This is a genomic window from Arcanobacterium sp. (ex Cirak et al. 2026), from assembly GCF_053585065.1.
The window spans coordinates 50,690-74,196 of record NZ_JBQJCE010000007.1 but is presented as its reverse complement, the minus strand read 5'-3'; the positions used below and the strand labels follow the sequence as shown (position 1 = coordinate 74,196).

At 52.8% G+C, this 23,507-nt stretch carries 16 protein-coding genes and 2 tRNA genes; 14 read left to right on the top strand and 4 right to left on the bottom strand.

The window, feature by feature from the left end; all coding sequences use genetic code 11:
* Nucleotides 1-33 precede the first annotated feature (33 nt).
* The 5 genes from ACTOVJ_RS05045 to ACTOVJ_RS05025 all read left to right on the top strand — a co-directional run bounded on the left by ACTOVJ_RS05045 (nucleotide 34) and on the right by ACTOVJ_RS05025 (nucleotide 8,460).
* A complete protein-coding gene (locus ACTOVJ_RS05045; protein WP_449503663.1) occupies nucleotides 34-1,479 on the top strand; it encodes a SpaH/EbpB family LPXTG-anchored major pilin in 1,446 nt (481 codons plus the stop codon).
* Between the two features lie 77 nt (nucleotides 1,480-1,556).
* On the top strand, nucleotides 1,557-2,450 hold the full coding sequence (locus ACTOVJ_RS05040; protein ID WP_449501374.1) for a class C sortase: 894 nt from the start codon (nucleotides 1,557-1,559) through the stop codon (nucleotides 2,448-2,450).
* A gap of 520 nt (nucleotides 2,451-2,970) precedes the next feature.
* On the top strand, nucleotides 2,971-4,449 hold the full coding sequence (locus ACTOVJ_RS05035; RefSeq protein WP_449503664.1) for an MFS transporter: 1,479 nt from the start codon (nucleotides 2,971-2,973) through the stop codon (nucleotides 4,447-4,449).
* 11 nt (nucleotides 4,450-4,460) lie between these two features.
* Nucleotides 4,461-6,122, top strand: a complete 1,662-nt coding sequence (locus ACTOVJ_RS05030; protein WP_449503665.1) for an exo-alpha-sialidase — start codon at nucleotides 4,461-4,463, stop codon at nucleotides 6,120-6,122.
* Nucleotides 6,123-6,165: 43 nt separating this feature from the next.
* Nucleotides 6,166-8,460, top strand: a complete 2,295-nt coding sequence (locus tag ACTOVJ_RS05025) for a sialidase family protein (RefSeq protein ID WP_449503666.1) — start codon at nucleotides 6,166-6,168, stop codon at nucleotides 8,458-8,460.
* Nucleotides 8,461-8,642: 182 nt separating this feature from the next.
* On the opposite strand, the gene ACTOVJ_RS05020 is transcribed toward ACTOVJ_RS05025, so the two are convergent.
* Nucleotides 8,643-9,560 carry a DUF4862 family protein gene (locus tag ACTOVJ_RS05020; RefSeq protein ID WP_449503667.1) on the bottom strand — a complete coding sequence of 306 codons (918 nt, stop codon included), beginning with the start codon at nucleotides 9,558-9,560 and terminating at the stop codon, nucleotides 8,643-8,645.
* Nucleotides 9,561-9,972: 412 nt separating this feature from the next.
* On the opposite strand from ACTOVJ_RS05020, the gene ACTOVJ_RS05015 reads away from it, so the two are divergent.
* From ACTOVJ_RS05015 to ACTOVJ_RS04995, 5 genes are all read left to right on the top strand, one after another.
* Complete coding sequence (locus tag ACTOVJ_RS05015; protein ID WP_449501369.1) at nucleotides 9,973-10,731, top strand: C40 family peptidase; 759 nt, start codon at nucleotides 9,973-9,975, stop codon at nucleotides 10,729-10,731.
* Between the two features lie 157 nt (nucleotides 10,732-10,888).
* A complete protein-coding gene (locus ACTOVJ_RS05010; protein ID WP_449501368.1) occupies nucleotides 10,889-11,794 on the top strand; it encodes a universal stress protein in 906 nt (301 codons plus the stop codon).
* 102 nt (nucleotides 11,795-11,896) lie between these two features.
* A tRNA-Arg gene (locus ACTOVJ_RS05005) sits at nucleotides 11,897-11,969 on the top strand.
* Nucleotides 11,970-12,035: 66 nt separating this feature from the next.
* Nucleotides 12,036-16,511 carry a hypothetical protein gene (locus tag ACTOVJ_RS05000; protein ID WP_449503668.1) on the top strand — a complete coding sequence of 1,492 codons (4,476 nt, stop codon included), beginning with the start codon at nucleotides 12,036-12,038 and terminating at the stop codon, nucleotides 16,509-16,511.
* Nucleotides 16,511-16,720: a hypothetical protein gene (locus ACTOVJ_RS04995; RefSeq protein WP_449501366.1), complete on the top strand. Its 210-nt coding sequence runs from the start codon at nucleotides 16,511-16,513 to the stop codon at nucleotides 16,718-16,720. The genes ACTOVJ_RS05000 and ACTOVJ_RS04995 overlap by 1 nt, the downstream gene beginning before the upstream one ends.
* Nucleotides 16,721-16,817: 97 nt before the next feature.
* Here the strand turns inward: ACTOVJ_RS04995 and mscL are convergent, their stop codons facing one another.
* The 3 genes from mscL to ACTOVJ_RS04980 form a co-directional block, all read right to left on the bottom strand.
* The gene (gene mscL, locus ACTOVJ_RS04990; RefSeq protein ID WP_449501365.1) at nucleotides 16,818-17,204 is read right to left on the bottom strand and encodes a large conductance mechanosensitive channel protein MscL; all 387 of its coding nucleotides are present in this window, start codon (nucleotides 17,202-17,204) and stop codon (nucleotides 16,818-16,820) included.
* A 49-nt stretch (nucleotides 17,205-17,253) separates the two neighbouring features.
* Nucleotides 17,254-17,919, bottom strand: a complete 666-nt coding sequence (locus ACTOVJ_RS04985) for an SAF domain-containing protein (protein ID WP_449503669.1) — start codon at nucleotides 17,917-17,919, stop codon at nucleotides 17,254-17,256.
* A gap of 100 nt (nucleotides 17,920-18,019) precedes the next feature.
* Complete coding sequence (locus tag ACTOVJ_RS04980; protein WP_449501363.1) at nucleotides 18,020-18,640, bottom strand: 5-formyltetrahydrofolate cyclo-ligase; 621 nt, start codon at nucleotides 18,638-18,640, stop codon at nucleotides 18,020-18,022.
* 222 nt (nucleotides 18,641-18,862) lie between these two features.
* On the opposite strand from ACTOVJ_RS04980, the gene ACTOVJ_RS04975 reads away from it, so the two are divergent.
* From ACTOVJ_RS04975 to ACTOVJ_RS04960, 4 genes are all read left to right on the top strand, one after another.
* A complete protein-coding gene (locus ACTOVJ_RS04975; RefSeq protein ID WP_449503670.1) occupies nucleotides 18,863-20,071 on the top strand; it encodes a molybdopterin molybdotransferase MoeA in 1,209 nt (402 codons plus the stop codon).
* Nucleotides 20,072-20,134: 63 nt separating this feature from the next.
* Nucleotides 20,135-21,166 (top strand): hypothetical protein, encoded by a 1,032-nt coding sequence (locus ACTOVJ_RS04970; protein ID WP_449503671.1) that lies wholly within the window; start codon nucleotides 20,135-20,137, stop codon nucleotides 21,164-21,166.
* A gap of 63 nt (nucleotides 21,167-21,229) precedes the next feature.
* Nucleotides 21,230-21,302, top strand: a tRNA-Ala gene (locus ACTOVJ_RS04965).
* Between the two features lie 557 nt (nucleotides 21,303-21,859).
* Nucleotides 21,860-23,452, top strand: a complete 1,593-nt coding sequence (locus ACTOVJ_RS04960) for a SpaH/EbpB family LPXTG-anchored major pilin (protein ID WP_449504641.1) — start codon at nucleotides 21,860-21,862, stop codon at nucleotides 23,450-23,452.
* Nucleotides 23,453-23,507 lie beyond the last annotated feature (55 nt).

Here is a 23,507-nt window from a genome sequence, read left to right as displayed (position 1 = left end):
CGAACGTCTATCCCGATGAGAGGAACAAGAATAGTGAATTTTTTGAACAAACTGAAGAAGGGGGCACTCGCCGCAACTGCGCTTGCGCTGACTGCAACCTTTAGCATGGCGGGTAGCGCTTCGGCAGCCCCCGCACCGGGCGATATGCCAACTACAACAGGCAGCATCACCATCCATAAGCACAAGGATCTGGGAAACACAACTGAACTTGCGCCTGATGGTACGTCGAATGCGCCTGCTGAGCCTTTGAAGGGTGTCAAATTCACAATCACCAAGATTACTGGTGTTGACCTTACAAAGAATGCTGATTGGGAGAAGGTCTCGACTCTCACCGTCGAGAATATGGCCAATAATGGTGCCACACGTAGCACTGATGTTCGTACTGTAACGACAGGTGTGAATGGTGAGGCAAAAGCCGACAATCTGAAGACAGGGCTCTACCTTGTTGAAGAAACCAGCGTTGGCAATAACCCCATCACGAAGAAATCTGCTCCATTCTTTGTGACTATCCCGCTTCCTTTTAACAACAAATGGCTAACAAATGTTCACGTTTACCCGAAGAATATTGTGAAGACTCCTGGCACAAAGGAAGTAACCGAGGACACCAATACCCACAAGGTTGGTGATCAGATTGGCTGGACAGTCACAACAACAGCATCGTCAGATAATCCATCTGCTTATGGTGTTGTGGATCAATTGGAAGATTACCTCACGTACGTTGATAAGTCCGCTAAAGCGTATCTAAATGATGATGCTGCTCCACTTACGGATGTGACTGTTGCTACAGGGACTACTCCAAAGAAGCACGTCAAGATCAGCCTAGGCAGTGAAGCGCTTAAGAAGATTCATAAGGGTGACAAAGTCAAGTTTGTTCTTCAAACACGAGTAGACTCTATCCCTGAAAACGGTGTAGTGAAGAATAGCGCATGGCCGATCGAGAACGATTACAACCCGTTTGAGAATCCAAATCCGGATAATCCAACCCCAAATGTCCCACCGATTATCCCAACAAAGGATCCTTACTTCGGCGATTACAAGTTCATGAAGGTAGATTCAGCTAATCCGGCTAAGGCACTTTCGGGCGCAAAGTTCGGGCTATACACAATCGGCAACAATGGGCATGCCGGTACTCTTGTTTCGCAAGCGACGTCAGGAGAAGATGGCGTTGTTGCTTTCAACGGCATCTACCTTGGTACTTTTGATAAAGGCACAGCAGCTACCGATGCTACTAAGCAGTTTGTTGTGAAGGAAATCGAAGCGCCGTCCGGTTATGTCCTCTCAAATGCCGAGAAGACAATCACGATCAAAGCTGGGCATGTGAGCGGTAATACAGATCTGGAGAAGGTCACGAATACCCCGCAGTCGGGGCCGAAGCTTCCGCTTACGGGTGCTGCGGGTACTCTCATGCTCACGCTTATCGGACTCGGACTGGTTGGTGCGGGCACTACAGTTTTCGTTCGTAACTCTCGTCGCAAGTAATTGCATCTGACAAAGGCGTAGGGAAGCACGTGAGTGTTTGCCTACGCCTTTGTTGCGTGATAGACAGGAAAATAAATATGCGCCGTCTTTTGAATGCCTACCTTGTGAGTGTGCTTCTTCTTTTAGGATCAGGATTTCTCTTATACCCTACAGTTGCATCGTGGAAGAGCCAGTGGGAACAATCAAAGGTTGTTGATGCATACTCTGATCTTGTTGACCATGCCAAACCTGATCGTTCCGCTCAAATACAAGAAGCCCACAAATACAATAGCCTCCTCGCGGCCGGTGCAGTACTTGGGCAATACGAACGTATTCCGCAAGGTGCAGGTACCGTAGATGCATCCCATAATTCCGATGTCGTTCCCTATGATCAACAACTCAAAGCAGGAGATACAGGGATCATGGGACGCATCAGAATTCCAAAAATTGATGTAGACATTCCGATCTATCACGGAACAAGCGAAGAAACGTTACTACGTGGTGCTGGGCATCTTGAGGGAACCTCCCTGCCTGTAGGGGGAAAGAGCACGCGAACTGTTATTACCGCACATCGTGGACTCCCTGAAGCCACACTTTTTACTAACCTCGATGAAGTCGAAGAAGGCGATACCTTCACACTCGAAGTATTCGGACAAACGCTAACCTACCGTGTCTTTTCTAAAAAAATTGTTGAACCGGAGGATTCGGAAAGTGTGTTAGTCGAAGAAGGCCGCGACATCGCCACTCTCATCACCTGTACCCCATTGGGAATTAATAGCCACCGCATTCTTGTGAGTGGAGAAAGGGTAATCCCTACGCCTGTTGATAATTTGAAACAAGCCGGGAAAAAGTCTGATCTTCCCCGTTTTCCCTGGTGGATTCCTATCTCCATCGGCGTTGCTACCATTGCTTTGGGATATTCTGCAAGAGAAACGTATCTTTACTTCCACGCTCGTCGGTTAGCTAAAACGCAGCTAGAAAGCACAGAGTAACCTGGAGCGAATATAGGTCATAGATCTTCTTAAACGGTGCCATAGCTGAATTAGTTTGGGTTTTTCTAGGTGTTTACCCTGTTTCTCATTCATGCTGATGGCTTGTGCTGTTATCCGTACTTGTTCTCGATTTCTTCTGGCGTAGGATAGTCAAGTTTCTCGTGGTAGACCAGACTCACTCACCCACTCAAACAGGAGAAAACCTGAACGTCTTCACTTCATTTCTCAGCAAAAGTTCTAAAGACAGAGCATAATCCGCCTCAAAAACACAAAACAAATCCTAGAACACTCCACGGAGCAGCGAATTGTGGTTGCGGAAGCGAATTGTGGTTGCAGAAATATGAGGTGTGGTAGTGCGGATGAGTAGTTGAGTGTGGTCATCGAAAAATTTTTATGTCCAATTTTTGTGCAGGCCTTGTGGATTCTTTCGATCGTGGAGTATGTTTTCCCTGTTCATGTCGTTGTCTGACATCTGACAAATGAACACATTGGTTCAATCTCAAAGAAGAGGAAATTGAATATGCTCAAGCTCAATAAGTCGCAGGGCGAGATTCCCTGGTACAAGCAACTCGGACGTGACAAGTGGAAAGCATTCTTTGCTTCGTGGCTTGGAGTTTTCCTAGATGGCTATGATTTTGTGCTGATCGCATTCGCACTTCCGCATATTCGTGAAGCGTTTAATTTGTCGTTACCCCAGGCAGCCACGCTGGTATCTGCAGCATTCATTTCTCGGTGGCTTGGTGGTTTAGTGCTGGGCGCAGTTGGTGATCGATACGGACGTAAGCCGGCGATGATCATGTCGATTTTCATGTTCGCGTTCGGATCTGTTGCGATGGCCTTTGCCCCAGGCTACTGGACGCTCTTTGCACTCCGCTTGCTGATCGGTTTTGCGATGGCGGGCGAATACTCGGCATCGGCAACGTATGTTATTGAGTCTTGGCCTAAGCATATGCGTAACAAGGCTTCGGGATTCCTTCTCTCTGGGTATGCTTTTGGTGTTATCCTTGCTGCTCAGGTTGACAAGTACCTGTACCCGTGGGTGGAGGCATGGCACCCCGGTTGGGGCTGGCGTGCATTGTTCCTCACAGGCGTTATCCCTGTGGTACTTGCAATTTATATGCGTAAGCGTTTGCCTGAAGCTGATGATTGGGTGGAAGCGAAGCAACAGACGGCACAGGATTCTGGGGCTCGTGATGCGGTGACTATCTTGTTCAAGGGGAAGTACACCACTATTAATGTGATCGCAACTGTCGTAGCCGCTGCATGTTTGGTCTTTATTTTTGCTGTTCCGTCCACGCCGTCGTGGATCGTTGTTTTGCTGTACATTGTGTCGCTTGCAGTTTTCGTTGCATTCATGACGCAGTTCGACCCGCGCCGGTGGATCGTCGGCGTGGCAATCATGGTGACGATTTTTGCTGCCTTTATGTACACTTGGCCGATCCAGGGGTTGCTGCCAACGTATCTCAAGAGCGTGGGCTTCAATGAGGCCACAGTGACATCGATCGTTTCGTTTGCCGGACTCGGAAATGCCTGCGGGTATATTGTTGCGGGTTTCGCCGGTGATCGTTTCGGCATGCGAAAGTGGTTTGTGATTTCGTTGGTGATTTCTCAAACTATCGTTTTCCCGCTGTTTAACGCGGGCGGTTCGGCAGTCATTCTTGTCTCGGTTCTTCTGTTCTTTAACCAAATGTTCGGACAAGGAATCTCTGGTCTCACACCGAAGTGGGTATCGAGCTATTTCCCGATTGAACAGCGAGCAGCTGGTCTTGGGTTTGCATACAACGTTGGTGCACTTGGTGGCGCCGTGGGTCCGCTTCTTGGCGCACACCTCGCGAAGAGTTATGGATTTGGCATGGCGTTAGCAATTCTGTCGGTTGGATTCGCTGCTGTTGTTGCATTGTCAATCGGTTTGAATATTCCAAAGCAGCTTCAAAAGCTTGTTAATAAGGAAGCTGTACGCCCTCAGGACGGTGACGACGAGATTATCGACGAAGCGTAGGGGAGACAAATATGGAAAGAAGATACGTACGAGCGATCGGGCTCGTTTCAGTATTGACATGTATGTTTTCCACATCGGTGGCTCAAGCTGTAGAACCTGACACTGATTCGGTGGGGTGGAAGGCTTTCCAAAGTGAAGTAACAGTTGATTCCACGTTCTACCGGATTCCATTCCTTCTAGAGACGAAGAATGGAATCTTGATCGCTGGGACTGATGCGAATCGAGGGACTACGGGCGATTCGGCCGATAATATCGATGTGGCTATTCGCCGGAAAGTGCAATCTGGTGCATGGGAACCAGCGCAAGTGCCGCCCGTCCTTAACATGCAGGATTATTCGGATAATTCGGGATATGCTCGCGCGAGTGCATCAGTTATTGATGGCGCGATCGTTCAGGACGACAGTACGAGTGAGGTGAAGATCCTCATTGATCTGTGGCCCTGGAACGGCGGTGTTTTTACCAATCTCAATGTGTCCTCTGATGGTTCTGTCCATGGCGGTAGCCAGCGCTCATTTGTTCTTGGTGATGGTTTCGCATCAGTTGGCGGACGTGACATGCTCTTGCTTTCTTCGAAGAATCATAAGGGCGATGCGGACGGACAAAAGGGTGTTGTCAATCTCAACACGAACCGAGCCGATTTCGATTACGTTGCCGATGTGAATGGTCCGCGAGATAGTGATGGCCGAATCCGCGTTTATCATCTCAAAGGGCAACCACGTCAATACACGCCTCATGGTGTGGATGATTCGAATCTCCTGCTCGGAGCGGAATCAGAATACTCGTTGAGTAGTGATTTTGAGCTTTTCAAGGATGGAAAGCTACTGAACTCTCACCAGGTAGACACAGGAAAATCTGTGCCAATGAAGATCATGTACCGTGATTGTGAACTGCAGATGTTTAATACTCAGCATGTTCTTCAAGTGAGTTCGGCAGATGACGGACAGTCGTGGAAAACAGATGGGCTCAAGACCCGTGACTTTAGGTCACCAGACTCGATGTATTCTCTGATTGCTCCCGGGAAAGCTCTGCAGACTCGCGAAGGAAAGAAGCCGGGCAGGATCATCGTGCCTGTGTATACAGAGAAGACTGGGGGAGTTTTCGCAGAGAGTGTCTACAGTGATAACGGCGGTGTGAGCTGGAATCGCGGTGGCGCTATCCCGAAGAACACAAATCTTCACGAATCAACCATCGTTGAGATTTCTGGAGGGACGCTCCTGAGTTTCAACCGTAATCCGGGGAACAACGGTAAAGTTTTGTGGTCCTACAGCCATGACAGTGCTATGAGTTGGAGTGAACCGCAGTCGGCACTGGGAGATTCTGCCCAGGGAATTGCAAGTCAGGTGTCCGCCGTTACGCTCAAGCAGAATTTGAAATCACGGCGCACAGGCGAAGAATTGCCGTCGGTCGCGGTTCTCACGCCGAGTGAGCGTGACCGTACTCATGGTGTCGTTCATTTTGCGGTGATTCATAACGCGAATACTCATCCAGAAATTGAGTGGATCGGGACAACCGAAATTACTGGCAAGGGTAAGAAGTTTGGGTACTCATCTCTCGAACAGCTCAGCAATGGAAAGATTGGTGTGCTTTTTGAGGCATCACCTACGTCAAATTGGGCTGATGGATTGAAATCCATCTATTACCGCGAAATTGCCGCAACTCCCATGGCCAAGTAAACGCAACTCCCATGGCCAAGTAAAAATGTGAAAGGTTTCAATGATGACAGCGATGAAAGTTCTCGACCTCAGTGAGGGGTTTGACATACTCACTGCAGACAAGCTTCCTGCATCCGAATTTGGTGCGATTCATATTGACTTCGCGACAACGATGGATACGGCTCTGCTCCAAATTGAAGGTGAATCAGGCAGTATCGAGTTACTCGTCAGCGGAGGACGTATCGATGGGTCAGTGCAAGGGGGCACGAAAGAAACAACCCGCCGTCTCGACGACGAAGACTCGCTTGGTGCCGACGACGGCTATGTTCACTCTGTGACACTTGCCGTCACCTCGACGGGTGCGCATCTTTATTTTGATGGATACGAGGATTTTTCCACCACGGATACAACGTGGCTACAAGATATTCGTCCCACAAAGCTCCTGGTGAACGGTAGCGGGGTGGCTAACATCAAGCGTTTTGCAGTGTGGGAAGGTGAGCTAGATTCAGCCGCGGCACTTGCGCTTGCGGTGCCTCCTGAAGCTCTCGTGGAATTTGCAGGTGCTGAACTCGCTGGACGCGATGTGACCAAGCTTGATGGGCTTGCCCATGGCTCTGTCAGAGCGCGCTTCCGTACCCGTGGAGTTGGTCAGTCGGGAGTAATTTTTGCTGCCGAAGGAACCACTGGCGTGTTGCGCTTCGGCGTCATTGATGGTGACTTATATGTGGCGCTGACTGAGAATGGTCAGGAGACTGAACGAGTCACTGCTCCGGGGCATTGGGATGACGGACAGGTTCATGAAGTAGTGCTTGTCAGTGGACGCGGAGCGGTGGATCTGTATGCGGATGGGTATCAAGTGGTTCATCAGCCGGGAGCATTTTTCTTCAGTGATTTAGGAAACTTGCAGCGTGTAGTGACTGGCATGGACACGGACGGAACACGTCTTTTTGGCGAGGCTTCAACAACCATGGTGTATCCGAATGTGTTGACTGATCACCAGGTGAAGCGCCTCGCCGGTGCGCTCCCTTTACCGACAGTCGCACTGTTTGATTCTGGTCTGGCAGGCGCGACGAGTTACCGCATTCCCTCGATTCTGACGTTGAAGTCAGGAGTTGTTTTAGCGGGTGCAGACCAGCGGGTATCGTCAGCTAACGACAGTCCGAATGATATTAAATTTGTTATTCGGCGTAGCCTTGATGGTGGGGAAACCTGGTCAGAACCCGAACGCGTTCTTGACTATCCAGGTGTAGGGCGCTTTGCTTCATCGGTGATTGATTCCGTGCTCGTTCAAGATGAGGAAAGCGGAAGAGTTATCGTACTCATTGACCATTTCCCCGGTGGATACGGTCAGCCGAACGCTGAGATGGGTACTGGTTTCGATGAAGAAGGCCGTAAGATTCTGCATGATTCTGAGGGACGAAATTATGTGCTCCAGCTGGATGGCACAGTCCTGACCGAATCAGGCGAAGCAACGGACTTCGTCGTGGCGAAAAACGGCGACGTGATGTGCGCTGGTCAGCCGGCAGGAAATATTTTCCTTGCGCCAGGAGCAGATCCCCACGAGTCACTTTTCGAGTTCGGAAGTTGCCACCTTCTCCAGATAACAAGTGACGATGATGGCAAGACATGGTCTGAAGTACGTGACCTGACTCCGACGGTGAAAGAGGAGTGGATGCGTTTTTGTGGAACATCTCCGGGCAATGGCATCCAGTTGAAGTATGGTGAGCATAAGGGGCGCATCCTGATGCCGATGTATTTCAATACCGAGAACTGGTTAGCGTTCTCTTGTGCGGTGGCCATTACCGACGATGCCGGTGAGACGTGGAGGAGGGGCGGTTCTCCAAACGATGGCCGTGTGATTGACGGGCGTGTTCTCGACTCTTCGACTTTGGATGATGAACAGGCGTTTACTCATGAGTCAACGATTGTTGAGGGTGCAGATGGCACTGTTCATATGTGGATGCGTAACCAGAATGCTGTTGGCAAGGTTGCACATGCGACGAGTTCGGATGGAGGAGAAACATGGAGTGACGTCGACTTTGTTGAACAAATTCCTGAGATTTTCTCCCAGTTGAACGCAATCCGGTTTACGGACAGTCATGGAAAGGATGCGATGGTGTTTGCCAATGCATCGCAGCTGCTTCCTTTCCGTGGGCGTGGCGTAATCCGCGTAAGTTACGATGAGGGAAAGACGTGGGCTCATAACAAGGTGTTCCGCCCTCGTCACTATGTCTATCAGTGCATGACGCAGATGCCAGATCAAACGATTGGTTTGTTCTGGGAGCGTGAGATCCAGGGCTTGTACTTGACAAAGCTTCCGCTCGAATGGTTGGAAGATTCGTTGAGTACAATTTCCTAAGCTCATTCCATTGAGTTGGCGGGCGTTCAGTTGTCGCTGAGCGCCCGCCATTGCATATCGTGTGGTAACACTCTCAGTAATATCGTGTGGCGACACGCTAACTGTGAGGCTGTTAAAAGCGGTTGTGGATCGAGCACTATTGGCACAGATCCACAACCGCTTGGTGGTATGAAGTGGTTGGCTTAGGCAAGCGGGTTGCCTGAGGCAACAGCAACCCGACGCAGGATTGCGATGCGCTCGTCAACGGTGTATCGGGCATCGAGTGTCAACTTTGCGCCAAAGTAGGAAATGTTATGCGTCAAAGCTTCATGTGCGTCACGTTTTACGAGGTCATCGGTCATTATTGAGCTTGGCTCGTCCCTCTTCAAAGCCACGTGAGAGTCCGTCCACGCGAGCCCGTAATCGCCGTCAACGTCGTGGGCTCCAGAGAAGATCACTCCCGCGAGTTTTCCTGAGGCTCCGGCCTGTTGAATGTGTTGGAGCGGCAAGTCGGAGCCGCGCCCTTCAATAGCGCTTCGTCCCCAGTTCAGTGAGATGAAGGTGTGTTCAGTTCCTGCTTCAGAAATTGCTGCGATTTCATCGTCAAGGCTGAGGAATCCCTTTTGTGGTGCTTGCCCGGGAATAAAGGCATCTTGGTGTTCGATGACGAATTTCGCTCCGTCTGTATCGAGGGTCTCAAGTTCGAGTAATGAGCGAACCAGCGCCTCTTTCGATGCGTGCTCGGTTGGAGCAGTATGGAGAGCGATGTAGGTGAAAACTTGACGGCCAACGGCGTCGTTGACTGCTTTGACTTGGGCAATTCCGTCGGTGAGGAAATCGAGTGCCGCTTGTCGTCCGTCATCGTCAGGTGAAGCGATTCCGAATTTGGGGTTCTTCGCCAGGTTGCCCATAGTTCCTGGAATCGGTGTGAGGACGTTCGTCGTGAAACTTGGGGAAATACGCTGAGCGAACCAGGAAAGATCGTCGGTGATCGAATCGCGCAGGGGGATTTCGAGCCCGTTTACCCACGGAGCGTCGCCAAGATTTGCATAAAATTGTTCTTGCTCGGAACGATCAGACGGCAGGGCTGCATACGCGCCGATAAGAAATGGGGTAGTCATCAAGTGCTCCTTTGCTTTCTTATAACTCACCGACAAGGTTACACCGTCAAAACGCGTGCTTCATGCATTTTCTCTGAGATGTCAGACAAATTTATCTGAGACATCGCAGGAAGAGCGGCACGAAAATTTTCGCGCACACTGAACCTCGCGCACACTGAACCTCGTGAACGCTGAACCTCGTGAACGCTGAACCTCGCGAATGAGTGTTGAAACAAAAATAACGTGTTTGGTACGCCACAATTTACCATCTAATTCCTCTGTGACCTGCGAAAACGTGAGCAGCAACGGGGAAGTGGTTATCGAATTGTTATAAAAGGGTGACAAATTGTTACAGCGTCGTTACTCTATTATCTGGAAGTTGAGTCCGAACCTCTCGGGCTCACAACTGAGTTAAACGGAGATTTACTGGATTATGGCAGGACGTCATTCGCTTCTCGAGAATAAAAACGTGAAGGATTCGGCCGCTCTACGCGGTTTCGCAATTGCAGGTACGGTTGGCGTTCTCGCTGGCGTGGGTATGCCTTCGGCATTCGCAACAGATGGGCAGAACCAGGCGGCTGCGAATAATGCGCTCATTAAGCCCTCTACCGTCAAGATTGACACCACCAAGACAGCAAAGAAGGCTGACAGTGTTCAGGTCAGCACTTCCGCTGCGGGTGAGTGGAAGATCGCTCAGGTTGAATTCGATGCTCGGGATGCTGAAGTAACTCCATATGCTCAGCAGGAAAGTGAAGCCACTGAAGGAACTGTCGCTCCTGATCGTTCTTCGCGCGTTGGCCGCTCTTCCGACTCCGTTGCGCCGGTTGCTCCGATTGGTAGCGGCTCTGTCTCTGGTTCTTCGGTTGTCTCCACTGGACTCGCCTACCAGGGTTCTCCGTACGTGTGGGGTGGCGTGACCCCGGCTGGCTGGGATTGCATTGGCTTCGTTCGCTACGTTTACGCTCAGCATGGTGTGGCTATTGGAAGTGTTCCGTCATCTGTCCTTTCGGCGGGCACTCGTGTTCCTTACTCGCAGGTTCGCCCGGGTGACATCCTCTACTGGCCAGGCCACGTTGCGATTTCGCTCGGCAATGGCCAGAACGTTGGCGCATGGAACCCAGGGATGGGTACCCGTGTTGGCCCTGATTCGTGGATCGGTGGTACCCCGGTGGTTATCCGCGTCGGAGCTTGATTCTTTGATGAAAAGGAGGCATCCATATGGATGCCTCCTTTTCATCTCTGTCATCGTCTTCTGAGTGATGTCTCTTTGAGGTGTTCTCAGGTCACCTATGTCACATTTGGTTTTGTCGTGCGATAATGGGAGTGCCCAAGTGGAAAAGGAGAATCCCATGCATGACAACGTGGTTGTGGTTGGAATCGACGGAAGCGAGCCATCGTATGCGGCTCTTGATTGGGCACTGAACCAGGCAAAGATGCGTGATGCGCGATTGCACTTGGTGTGTGCCTTCGAGCTTCCGACGTACGCAACGGCTTCAGTAAGCGCTATCCCGCAAGACTCTGGCCAGTATTTACGTGATGCTGCTGAGGGAATGTTGCAAAAAGCTGTCGAAAAGGTCGAAGGTCGGGGCGTTCCGGTGACCTCAGCGCTTGAGTTTGGTGATCCGACGGAGATCCTCACAGAGTTATCGAAGAAAGCCGCTTTAGTGGTGATCGGTGGTCGTTCGAACGGCAACAAGTTCTCTGATCGCATCTTGCACACTGCGTCGTCGGCAGTGCCTGCGCACGCCTATTGTCCGACGGTGGTGGTTCCTTTCCGTCATGAGCGCACGTTCCAGCCTATTGAGCATATTGTGGTGGGCGTGGACGGCTCGGAGCATGGTCGGCGTGCTCTTCAGCGTGCGATCTGGGAAGCGGATCGGTGGAATGCTCGTTTGACGGTGCTGTGTGCTGTTCCGATCTCCTACAACCCAGGCATGAATGCTGTGATCTCGGATGAAGATATTCTTGCCGACGCGGAAAAGGAGATTCGCATGGAGATCGATGCGGTCTGCGAAGGCCGTGACGTGAAGATCAATGTTCATGCTCAGCGCGGTAACCCGTCATACGTGCTACCGGAGTTTTCCAAGATGGTTGATCTTGTGGTGCTCGGTACACGCGGGCGCGGAGGAATCACAGGGTTGCTTCTCGGCTCAACGTCGCAGATGGTGCTCGGCCAGGCTGAGTGCCCGGTGATGGTGGTTCCGAAGAAGGTTCGTGAGGGTGACGATGTCGGCCCAGCCAAGCGTGAGCTGTAGTACTGGCAAACACACAAACAAACGCAAAAGATGAAGGCGAAGGAATGGAGGTTCCTTCGCCTTCATCTTTTGCGTGAGTTTCGGGTATGCTTGAACGGCCCTGCCTCCGTAGCTCAGTGGATAGAGCACCGCTCTCCTAAAGCGGGTGTCGGCGGTTCGATCCCGCCCGGGGGCACACATATCTTTTTCGCTTTCGGCGCGCTAGCGCCTGTTTCTTGGCCACGTTGAGTATCGTTGTGGTGTGAGTCCATTTTTGCGTCGTAAGAAGTCTCAGTCCCAGGCCGCTCCGGAAGATGTGGAGTTGCCCCCGGCTGAAAGTGTCCCAGCCCGCTCCCAAGAATCCAGTGTCGAGACGGGGAGCATGTCACCATTAACGCTCGCGCCGCGGGAAAACCGTGAAGCGCTGGTCAACGATGCGCTTCGGATCTGGCATGAGGAATTGTCAACGTATGCTCGCGAGGCGGATGAGCAGGCATTGGCGCAGGTGCGGCAGTCGAGCGTTGATCTGACCCATACCCACCCCACGGGTTCGGCAGTGTTTTATTCGCACGGCGTGACCAAACTTTCTCTTCTGATTCGCGAAGATCGCGCGCTGACGCAGGCGCGCGAAGCGCTCAGCCACCTGCGCCAGCGCATGAATTCCATGAGTGCATCCCATGGTCATGCTCCGTTGTCGCTGGCGTTTGGGCAAATCACGTGGATCGATTTCCCTCAGGGAGAATCGCTGGTGGCTGATGAGTACGAGCTGACCACTGAGCTGCACCTGGATGAAGTGGAAATCGGCAACGGCACCCCGGCGTCGGGGGAAGAACACGAACCCACCGTTGTCAGTGAGCCTGCGATCTTCCGGCAGATCAAACTCGAATTCCTCGAAGGTGACGACGCACTGATTCAGCTCCAACACCGCGTGGAAATCAACCCGGCCGTCCTGCGTGCTTTGCGGGAGAATGGCGCTACCGGGGAACATATTGCGCAGATCCGCGAGCTTGCCGCCACTGGCGACGCCGATACTCTTCTGGCGCGCTTGGTGGAGATTGCGCGTGGGTTTCTTCCGGGTTTCGGGTTTGAAGAGCGGGCGCTTCTCGGTCTTTTTGCGCGTCCTGAGCGGCAGATGCTTGAGGATCTTGAAGCGATTGCGCCTTATGTTCGCACCTCGGGCGTCATGGCGGCGCTTGCTGGTGACGCAGAGACTGCTCGTCTTACTAGCTCACCGATTCCGCCAGGATCGCCGCAGGATCGTGCTCCTGAGGCGGAGCGAGGCGCAGGTGACCACGACGTCGATGAGTTGCATGTTGTTGAAGCGGCCGCCTCTGGTCGTTCATTCGTGTTGGATACTCCGCCAGGTTCGGAGAAATTTTCTACTCTGGTGTCGATCGCTGCTGATCGTGCTGCGAGTGGCGCGTCTGTCCTTTTCGTGCCGACCGATGAAGGCTCGGCGCGTGAATTTGTGACTCATATGCGTCACGCTGGCCTTGAGGATCTCGTCCTTGATCTGACTGACACTGAAGGGGCGCCACGTCGTATCCGCACGGGTATGCGTCTGGAGCTGCCGGAGTTTGATGTTGACGATACGTTGGATGTGCGCGACAAGCTTGTCCGTGTGCGTAAGGTGCTCGGTGAATTTGTTGATGATCTTCATACCCAAGATCCTCAGTGGAATGTGTCGATCCACGATCTCCTTGAGAAACTTGCGGCATTGACTGCGGATCCTCACGGGCCGGCAACTCGCGTTCGTTTGAGTGATGAAGCTGTGTCGATGCTCCACAATGAGGGGCTGGATTCGATTAAGGCGAAGTTTGCTCAAGCTGGGGAAATGGGAGCGTTCGATCAGGTTTACGCGCGTAGTGCCTGGGCGGGCACGCCGATTTCGGAAATGGCTGAGGGCACGCGTGCTGTTGAAGAAGCGCGCCGACTTCATGAGGTGTCGTTACGTGCGGTGATCGCGCAATCTTCGCGCGCTGCAGGGGAAACTGGTTTGACTCAGGCTCGCACGCTTCAAGAGTGGTTCGAGCAGGTTGATGTGTTGTGTGGGGTTGCGCAGTCGCTTGACACGTTCCTGCCGGAAATTTTTGAAACATCTGCGATGGATATGGTGATTGCGACGGGCACTAAGGAGTGGCGTGTTGCGAATGGCCATCAGATGAAGCACAGGGAGCGTCGCCGTTTCCGCCGTCAAGCGCAGGATCTTGTGCGTCCTGGAGTTGTGGTGGATGATCTGCATAGTGAGCTGATTCGTGCGCAGCAACGCCGTGAGATTTGGCGGCGTTATGCTGTTGAAGGCGGTTGGCCGCGTCTGCCTGATGGTATGGGTCAGATTCGTGTGATGCGTGAAGAAGTTGAGCGTGATCTCTCGGCGCTTTCGAGGCATCTTGGGGGCGAGGATTTAGCGGGGATGTTGTTCGAGGATCTCCAGGAGCGGCTTGCTGCTCTTGTGGCCGACGCTGAACACATGAATTTCTTGCCGCAGCGTAACGCTATTGTTGAGGAATTGGATCGTTTCGGGTTCGGGGAGCTTCTGCGTGACATGATTGGGCGCGCAGTATCGGCTGAGGATGCGAGTGCGGAGCTTGAGCTTGCCTATGCGTCGAGTGTGTTTGAACTGCTGATTGCGAAGTCGACAGTGCTGGCGAAGCTTGCGCCTTCTGATATTGCTAACCTCCTCGATCATTTGCGCTATCTTGATCAGCGTCATGTGCGTTCTCTTGCTGCGCCGGTGATGCTTGCTGCTGTTAAGCATGGGCGTGAGGTGATGCGTGAATCGAAGTCGGACACGCTCAAGCTTGATGCACAGCTTGCCGAGCGAGGCGTGGGCGGTCTGCATGATTTGATTGCGATTTACTCGCGGATTGTTCTTGCGTCACGGCCGGTGTGGGTTGCCCCGCCGACGGTGGTTGCGCAGCTTGTGCCTCCGATGCCGTGGGTTGATTTGGCGATTGTGGAAGCAACGGAGACTGAATCTCCAGCCGGTATGGTCAGCGCGTTGATGCGCGGACGGCAGGTTGTGGTGGTGGGCGATATTCGCCGTGGTGCCTCGATGGAGCGTTCAGCTATTGGCGAGTTCGCTCAGGTGCTTCCGGTGTGTGAACTGCCTGCTAATCGCGCTGTCTATAACGCGCTTGCTGCGCGGGCGTTGATGACGCACGGTTATGGTGATGTGTTGGCTCCGATCCCGGCAGCGAATAGTATTTCGGCGTCGCATCTGATTCATGTTGATGGGCGCGGTGTGCCTGCTTCAGGGAGCGAGGGTGCGATTGAGTCCACGCAGGTTGAGGTGGATGCCGCGGTTGACGCAGTGCTCGCTCACGCGATGTCGTATCCGGGGGAGAGTTTGGCAGTGATTGGTGTTTCGGCATCTCATGCACATCGAATTCGCGGCGCGATTAATGCTCTTGCTGAGCGTTCTACGGATGTTCGTTCGCTGATGGGCGGGCAGGAGCCGATGGTGGTCTGTGATCTCAGTGGTGTTCGTGGTGTGCGGCGTGATCATGTCATCTTGTCGGTTGGGTTTGGGAAAACGGTTCATGGACGTGTCCTGCACTCTTTCGGTGTGCTGCAAACCCCCGCAGGGTTACGTGGCCTTATTGATGCTATTGAGGCTCCTCGACGTGAGCTGACGGTGATTTCTTCTCTCGAACCGGGGGATATTCAAAAAGATCGTCTCTCCACTGCTGGGCCGAAGCTTTTGGCGGATCTTCTCGAAGCTGCCTCGGGTAACGGCATGGAACCTGTCTTCGATACTGGTGAGCCAGAGCCGTTGCTGGCGGATCTCAAGCGCCGTATTGAAGCTGATGGCTGGGTTACTGCAGTGAACTTTGGGTATGAAGGTTCGGCCACGATTCCGCTTGTTGTTGGCCATCCAGATATCCCTGGTACGTGGGCAGTGGCTGTGGTATTTGACGATGAGGCGTATGTGGCTGAGCAGTCTTTGCGCCGCCGTGACCGCTATCGAGTGGAGATGCTTGAGATTCGTGGGTGGCGTGTACACCAAACGTTCTCGACTTCGCTTTTTATCGACCCTGATGGGGAGGCTCAGCGGGTGGGCGAGGTGATGCGTGAGGTTGTTCAGCGTTACCGCCCTTCGGATGTGGTGGTTCCAGAGCTTGACGACGACGGTTGGGCTGGTGTTGTGGAAAACGAGTCGGTTTCTGACCATGCGGTGTCTGAACTCATGCCGAGAGTGTTGGCGCGTGGGCCGCGGCCGTCAGTGACGCCGGGTCTGGCTCTTGCTGCATACACTGATGATCAACTTGACGAGATGGCACAGTGGATTGCATCGGATGGCCTGATCCGTAGTCACGATGAATTCGTGGATGTGTTGCGTGCTGAACTGGGGTTGATGCGTCGCGGTGGACAGACGGATGCGATTTTGGGCAATGTTGTTCGCCGATGTGTTCAGGGGAGAAGGAAGGCTTCTGATATCCGGGATGCGCTCACGGCTGAGGCGGAGATTGAGACGCAGGATGAGGCTGAAGAGGAATTGATCGAGGATGTTGAGGATGAGGTTGAAGCTGAGTTAGCGTTTGAGGCTGAGTTGGCGCTTGAGGCTGAGTTAGCGCTTGAAGCTGAGGCTGAACGTGAGCATCGCGAGGCAATTGAACCGGAGAGCATTCCTGAAGCTGTTGCCGATGCTGTGTATGTTGAGGAGCCAGAACAGGGCTTTGAGCTTGATGATGGGTTGGTTCTTGAAGAGGACGATCCAACGTTTGAGGATCGCTGATGGGGAAGCGTGTTATTTCACTTTCGCGCGTCGATCGCGAAAAGTTGGAACGTGGTGAGTTCTTGACGCCAGAACAGGCTGTGCATCAGTGGGATCATACGGTTGGCAGCGAGCGTGCTCGCCGCCAACCGGCTCAAGATACACGGCGGTTCACGCCTCACGAACAGGATCTTCTGAGGGAGATTCCTCCGCATTTCGGCAAAATTTAGGGCCGTGTAGCGATTCTTGCATTGTCGGGGTGTGGTGAAAGAAGAAAGGTGTCGGCCAAGCACATTGCTTGGCCGACACCTTTTGAAGTTTCAGTGCTCAGTTTTGGCGAGCAAGAAGATCGCGGATCTGGGTGAGGAGAACGACGTCTTCAGCGGGGGCAACCTCAACAACTGGAGCGGGCTTGCGCATCTTGTTGATTGGCATCACAACGAAGAAGTAGAGTGCGCCAGCCACGATCAGGAAGTTCACTAGAGCGGTCAGAATGGCACCTGGCATGACGGTTGCCATGTCCTTGCCTTGGCCGATGTGGAACTCAAGGACGTGATCGAAGTTTGGCTTGCCAAACAGGCCACCGATGATTGGCATCAGAAACTTTTCGTTGAGAGCAGTGACAATCTGATTGAAAGCTGCGCCGATGATGACACCGACAGCCAGATCGATTACGTTACCGCGTGTAATAAATTCTTTGAATCCCTTAATCATGGGAGTTTCCTTTCATGAATCTGTGCAGAAAGCCTTGGAAAGGAAGTATCTATGAAACGGCGAGGACCGCCGTCAGAGGTGTCCTCGCTCCAAGTCCAAGAACAACTCTAGCTTCTTCAGGGGAAATTGAAACGTAAAACATTGTGGCGTTATCCACTTTTGAAAAGAGGGTTGCTTGGTGAGTTTTGACAGATTTGCCGACTATCACAGCATCGTGTGCGATGCGTTGTGCGGCTGGATCTTTCTCGAATTGTGCCGGCGGCGCATAGAGATTCACGCGGGTGCCAACACTTAGAAGATCGCCAGAATCGAGGAGGGGAACCGCTGCCACTACTGAGCCCGGGCGTGCATTTTTTGTAAATTGGCTGTCCAGTACCTGTTCGCGTAATACGGGTGCGCCTTTCGGAATGGGTGCCACGAGGTGTTTTCCAACGATTTCTTCTGTGCTGGTTGCCAAAGGGCCAGCTAGCTCATGAGGAATACGAGCAAAGGTGAGGTCTGCTTTGCGGGCGAGTTGGCCAGATTCGATATCACGCGCTGCCACCACAACGTCGATTGTTTTCGGTGCAGCTCCTCCAGCCGCCGTAATCACTGACTGGACGGTAATTGCGAATACAGCTGCAAGAAGGACAAAACGCCAACGCCACAATGCTGCGCGAATTGGATTGGCTGATCGCGGCCGTGCAGGCACCATACTTTTCCCGAGAATCTTCATACCCCAAGCATGAACTCACGGCAACGAAGATCGCCGGGCATTCTTATGCTCTGTGGAAAAAGGATGCAGATACTTCCGTGTGGAAAACCGAAAGTGTCACTTAGTTGGTTGTGGCCACGATGCGATCAGGCAAAATAACGTATGGAACCCGCACGTCGTTCTCATCCTGGGGAAGTTGCGCATCCACAAATTCTTCCGGGAACACCATTGCGCCGATCTTCGTGCGGTGGCCAGCAAGTTTCAGTGCGCGATCATACCAGCCTCCGCCTTGCCCTATTCGAGCTCCCGTGCGTGACACTGCAAGCGCCGGAATGATCAGCGCATCAACGTCGGCAAGGAGATCGTTATCGAACGCAGGGCCAGTTGGTTCAGGTGGACGTCCGGGAGCCATTTCTTCAAGATCGTCAAGTCCGCGGAAGTACCCCCATGCGCGGGTCAAGCCCGGGCCGAGCTTGGGGAGAATTACTCGTTTTCCCGAATCTGCAATGGTCTGGATCAGCCCATGCGAGGGCGGCTCTTCGTTCACGGAAACGAACGCGGCCACGAGTTCTGCATCGCCAATGAATCTCATTGCCGTTGCGATCCACTCCTCTTCCAATTCCTCACGCCTGGCTGCAGAACGAGCCGCCCGTGATGCGCGAACGATTGGACGAATCTGTTGCTTCGCCTCTTCTGGTTCTAGGCCAGAGACATCGGGGAAGGTCAACGTTGAGTGGTTCATGTTTCCATTATTTCACACCGTGCGGAGGGAATGTTCGCCAAGTTTTCGTACGGCGCAACTGCGCGGGGGTTGCGCCGTGTGTTCGGAGCGCTTGCGCCGCGTGTTCGGAACGCTTGCGCCGCCTGTTCGGCGTGCTTGCGCGCGTGCTTGCGCCGTGTGCTTGCTCGGCACGCGGATGCTGACCTCCGCTAGACTTGGCACCAAACGCACAAGGAGGAAAACGTGAAGACTGTCGAGGAGTTCAAGGAAGAATGCTTCGCGGTATCCAAGCCCCAACCGCCGTTTGCGGTGGCGCTGTCGGATGCTGTGGGCACGATTGTTGCGCAAGATGTTCGCTCGATGGTTGACGTGCCTCAAGCCGATCTCGCGGCACGAGATGGCTATGCGGTTCGTTATGGCGATATCGCCGGCGCATCGCCAGATTTTCCTGTGACCCTGCCTGTTACTGAGGATATTCGCGCTGACCAATTCAACTCCGCTGCGCTCGCGCCTGGCACTGCCATTCGTATTTCATCGGGTGCCCGTATTCCCACCGGTGCCGACACTGTGGTGCCACTTGAGGATACCGACGCTGGCCGGGCTGAGGTGCAGATTATGCATGACAGCGAGAATGCGAATATTCGTGTGCGTGCTGAGGATCTTGAGGCTGGCGAGGTGATCGTGCGAAGTGGGGTGCGTGTGGGAGCACGCCAGATTGCTCTTCTCGCTTCTGCTGGTCATGCGCGAGTTTTGGTTCATCCGCGTCCTCGTGTGGTGATTATGTCGATCGGTGACGAACTCCAGGAGCCAGGGAACCCTGCGATTGCGGGGAAAGTTTTCGATGCGAACTCCCACACTTTGGCTTGTGCGGTGGCCGACGCCGGTGGTGATGTTTTCCGTGTGGGCGCGGTCAGTGATGACAAACGCACATTGCGTGAAATGCTTGAAGATCAACTTGTGCGCGCAGACATCATTATCACGACGGGCGGGCTGTCCTATGGTGGTGGTGATACTTTGAAAGAAGTGCTCGCTCCTTTGGGGACAGTTCGTTTTGACAACGTGGCAATGTCGCCAGGCCGACAGTTCGGTGTGGGGACTCTTGAGGACACCACGATTTTCTGTTTGCCGGGTTCGCCGGTTGCGGCACTGACGAGCTTCGAAGTGTTTATCCGGCCAGCGTTGCGTCAGATGGCTGGCTATCAGCATATTGAGCGTCGTGCGATTCGTGCGCGTGTGGACACTCCTTGGAACTCTACTGACGGTGTTGTTGAGTTCATTCGTGGCAAAGTGTTGGGAAGTCCGAGCGCTGGTTACCATGTGACTCCGATAGGTGATCCTTCACGCCAGCTCCTTACTGGATTGGCGGAAGCGAATTGTTTAGTTGAAGTCCCGAGCGGAACAACGCATATTGATATTGGGGATGAGCTCGCTTGTTACGTCCTGGATCGCTGAAATCAAGCAACACACCATCGTGTCCTAGCCGCTTTCTTGAGCCGAAAAATCTAAGGTGGGATCATGGATTTTGATGGCTTCGCGGTCGCGGTCGCGGTGTTTCTCCTGCTTGGGGTGGCGGTGCCGCGATTCGCGTTGCGAAGGTCGGTGATTGCTGATTCTCCGCTGGAGGAACGGTTCAGTGAAGATCTTCGTCTCGTGAGGCAGCCGCGCCTCGCGATGGCTGATAGCGGTGAGAGCGGCACGATTTATACGACGGAGCGCATGATGGATACACGCCAAAGGAAGATTTCCTTGAAAGAAGTGGCACGCGGCCGGAGCAAGGCTCGGGCGCGGATGGCCACACGTGGCGCGTACCGTGTGCGTGGGTATCTCGGACTTGGTGTGCTGGGCATTGTGGCACTGGTTGCGTGGATTGGTGTGGGTGTTGCATCGTGGCCCACCTGGCCAGCGATTGTTGCCACTTTGGGGATTGGTGCAGGCTCTATTGGGTTCGGTTATCTGCTGACCGAGTGGGCTGTTGGAGATGAGATTGATCGTGAGGAAATCTCGAAGGCTTCGCAGGTTCTTGCCCGTGCAAAGCGCCAGCGTGATCGGCTGCAAGCATCGCGGCAAGAGCGTGAGACGATGAACGAAGAATCGCAGACCACTGGTGAAAAGAGTGTGACACCGGTGGTGTCTGCTGAGCACACTGATGAAGTGGCCACGGCTGATGTTGCTGAGGAAGATCTGGGTGTTGTTCAGGGTCGAGTGGGCGAAGCTGAGGGGCGTCCAGTTGCGAGAATGAACCGTAACGTAGCTCAAGCTGATCGTGACGTCACAAAGGTTGAGCCGGAGGCAGTGAAGGTGGCGGCAGTGAAGGTTGAGGCTCCCAGCTATACTCTCAAGCGTCGCACAGTGGCTCCATATCAGCCCCAAGCTGTTGATGAGGCAGAAGTTCCGTATCGTCCGAAGCGCGCGGGGGAGCGAATTGGTGATGCTCCTGTTGAAGCACCGAATGTTGCTCCGGAGATGACGGGGTGTGAAGAGCTTCGCTTCGGGCTTTTGGCTGGCGGTTCTACTCTCGATGAACTCCTCGCACAGCGCAGGGCGTGATGAATGAGACTTGCGTGAACTTGCGCTCGCGAGGGTGATGGGTGCTATAGTTTTCACATCTAAGGGGCTATGGCGCAGTTGGTAGCGCGTTTCGTTCGCAATGAAAAGGTCCGGGGTTCGAATCCCCGTAGCTCCACGTATGAAGGGGTCGAACGGCTGATTGCTGTTCGGCCCCTTCACTGATGCATTCTCTCTTTTTCCCAAGCCTCGCTTCGTCACATGCAGAATTACCGCTGCTGATTCTCCGGGGCATCGCAGTGGTTCGTGAGTGAGGCCGCGTATCCAGTTATCGCCTATCCTGTGCGGATATCTGTGAATGGATGCATAAAATAAGCGAGTTTCTGCAGGTAGTATCGGCGCAGAGCCAAGCCTGTGATTTTCCATCAAGTATTCGGGTAGAACGCTTCACATCTCCATGCTAGAGTGGCTTGCGGACACCAGCCGAAGTTAACACTGACCACTAGATGTTGACGGAGGTCTCACCAACAAAAGGGTGGACGCCTAATAAGAAAATTTAAACTAATCCACGCATTTATGTCGCATTTGCATAGACATTTGCGCAAACAAATCGTCAGGCTACATTGTTTATAGCCTGAAAAATGTGTACCAAACAGACATTTCCATGGGATGAGTGCGCTGTTTTTGGTCCATTACTTTTCAACAGCAAACATTTCATATCAGGAATGAGGAACTATGACTAAGAAGTCCATTCGCGCCGTCGCAGCGACGACGATGATGGCACTGGCACTGTCTTTCGGTGTCGGATCTGCATTCGCGGCTCCAGAAGTGAGCACTCAGGGCCAGGACGGTTCTCAGGTGCAGCCTGGCGTTGGCTTCGAGAATATTAATAAGTATCACGAGGGTGTCATTGACATTCACAAGATCCTCAATCCTTCAAAGGTTGGCAAAGAGGCTACTGGCGACACAATGGATGATGTCACCGGTAAGCCTCTCGGCGGCGTGACATTCAACGCAACGAAGCTTGACTACGATTTGACAACCGAAGCTGGGTGGAAGGATCTGAAGGCTCTCAATGGTGGAAACCTTAAGACTCTGAAAGCTAACCAGATTCCTGAGGATAAGAAGACTAAGACCGTCGTTACGGGTGTAACTGCCAAGGGAACCGGTGTTACTGAGCTTAAGGTACCTGTTGGCGTATATATTGTTAGTGAAGACACGAAGACCGTAACGCCTGAGATTTCTGGTCTGTCTGAGGAAGAGATCAAGTCTCTCCGCGGCGGTGAGGACTTCTTGGTTTTTGTCCCTACTACAACGCCTGATGGCAAGGCTTGGGATTATAAGGTGACAGTGTACCCGAAGAACACGACCACCAAGGTGACCAAGAAGGTTGAAGATGCCTCGAAGAATGTTGGTGATTTCATCGACTACACTATTGAAACTACTGTTCCAGCACCGTCTTCAGGCTTTGACCGTACCGAATTTTCTATTGAAGATAAGTATGACAAGGATAAGCTTGACGCCACCTCGGTTAAGGACATCCAGGTGACTGTGAACACTGAAAAGAAGATTCTTGATCAGGACTACACAATTAACAATGATCAGCTAAAGGGGCTGCTGACAGTCACCTTCAAGAATCCTCAGGATCTTCCGAATAACTCTGAGGTTAAGCTTTCTTTTGGTATTAAGGTCAAGAATGAAGGTGTGATCGTTAACGAGGCAACTTCGATTGATAATGACAGCAACCCGAAGACTAAACAGAGGAGAACTCCGTCGAACAAGGTTGTGACATACATCGGTAAGGTGAAAGTCCTCAAGCAGAGCGACGGTCGAGATGGCGATATTAAGTCCTTGTCTGGCGCGAAGTTTGAGGTTTACAAGTGCGATGAATCTGGCAAGAAGACCTCGGGTGCAGCCCTTTCAGTTAATGGTGTGAGCTCTTGGACAACTAACGATAAGGGAGAGCTTGAGATTCCGGGCCTCCACGTTACCGATATCCAGAATTCAACGGAGCGTATTGCAGGTATGTACTGCCTGAAGGAAATCGAAGCACCTGCTGGTTATATCCTTCCTGCGGATGCAATCACGCCTTTTACTCTTACTGTTAACACCAAGAACACTGTCGATGACTACAACGATGACGTTATCGAGCTCAAGCTTGAAGGCACTGGAACTCCGCTCGATAAGCTTTCGATTGTCAATAAGAAGTCCGACACCCCGGATCTTCCGCTGACCGGTGGCCAGGGCATTGCTCTCCTCGTGATTCTTGGTGCGGGTGTTGCTGGCGCTGCGGTTTACTCTGCTCGTCGTAACTCCACGAAGGCCTGAGTGAACAACAACTATTGAGGAGAAAGCTTTCATTATCTCCTTATGGGGTGGGCGT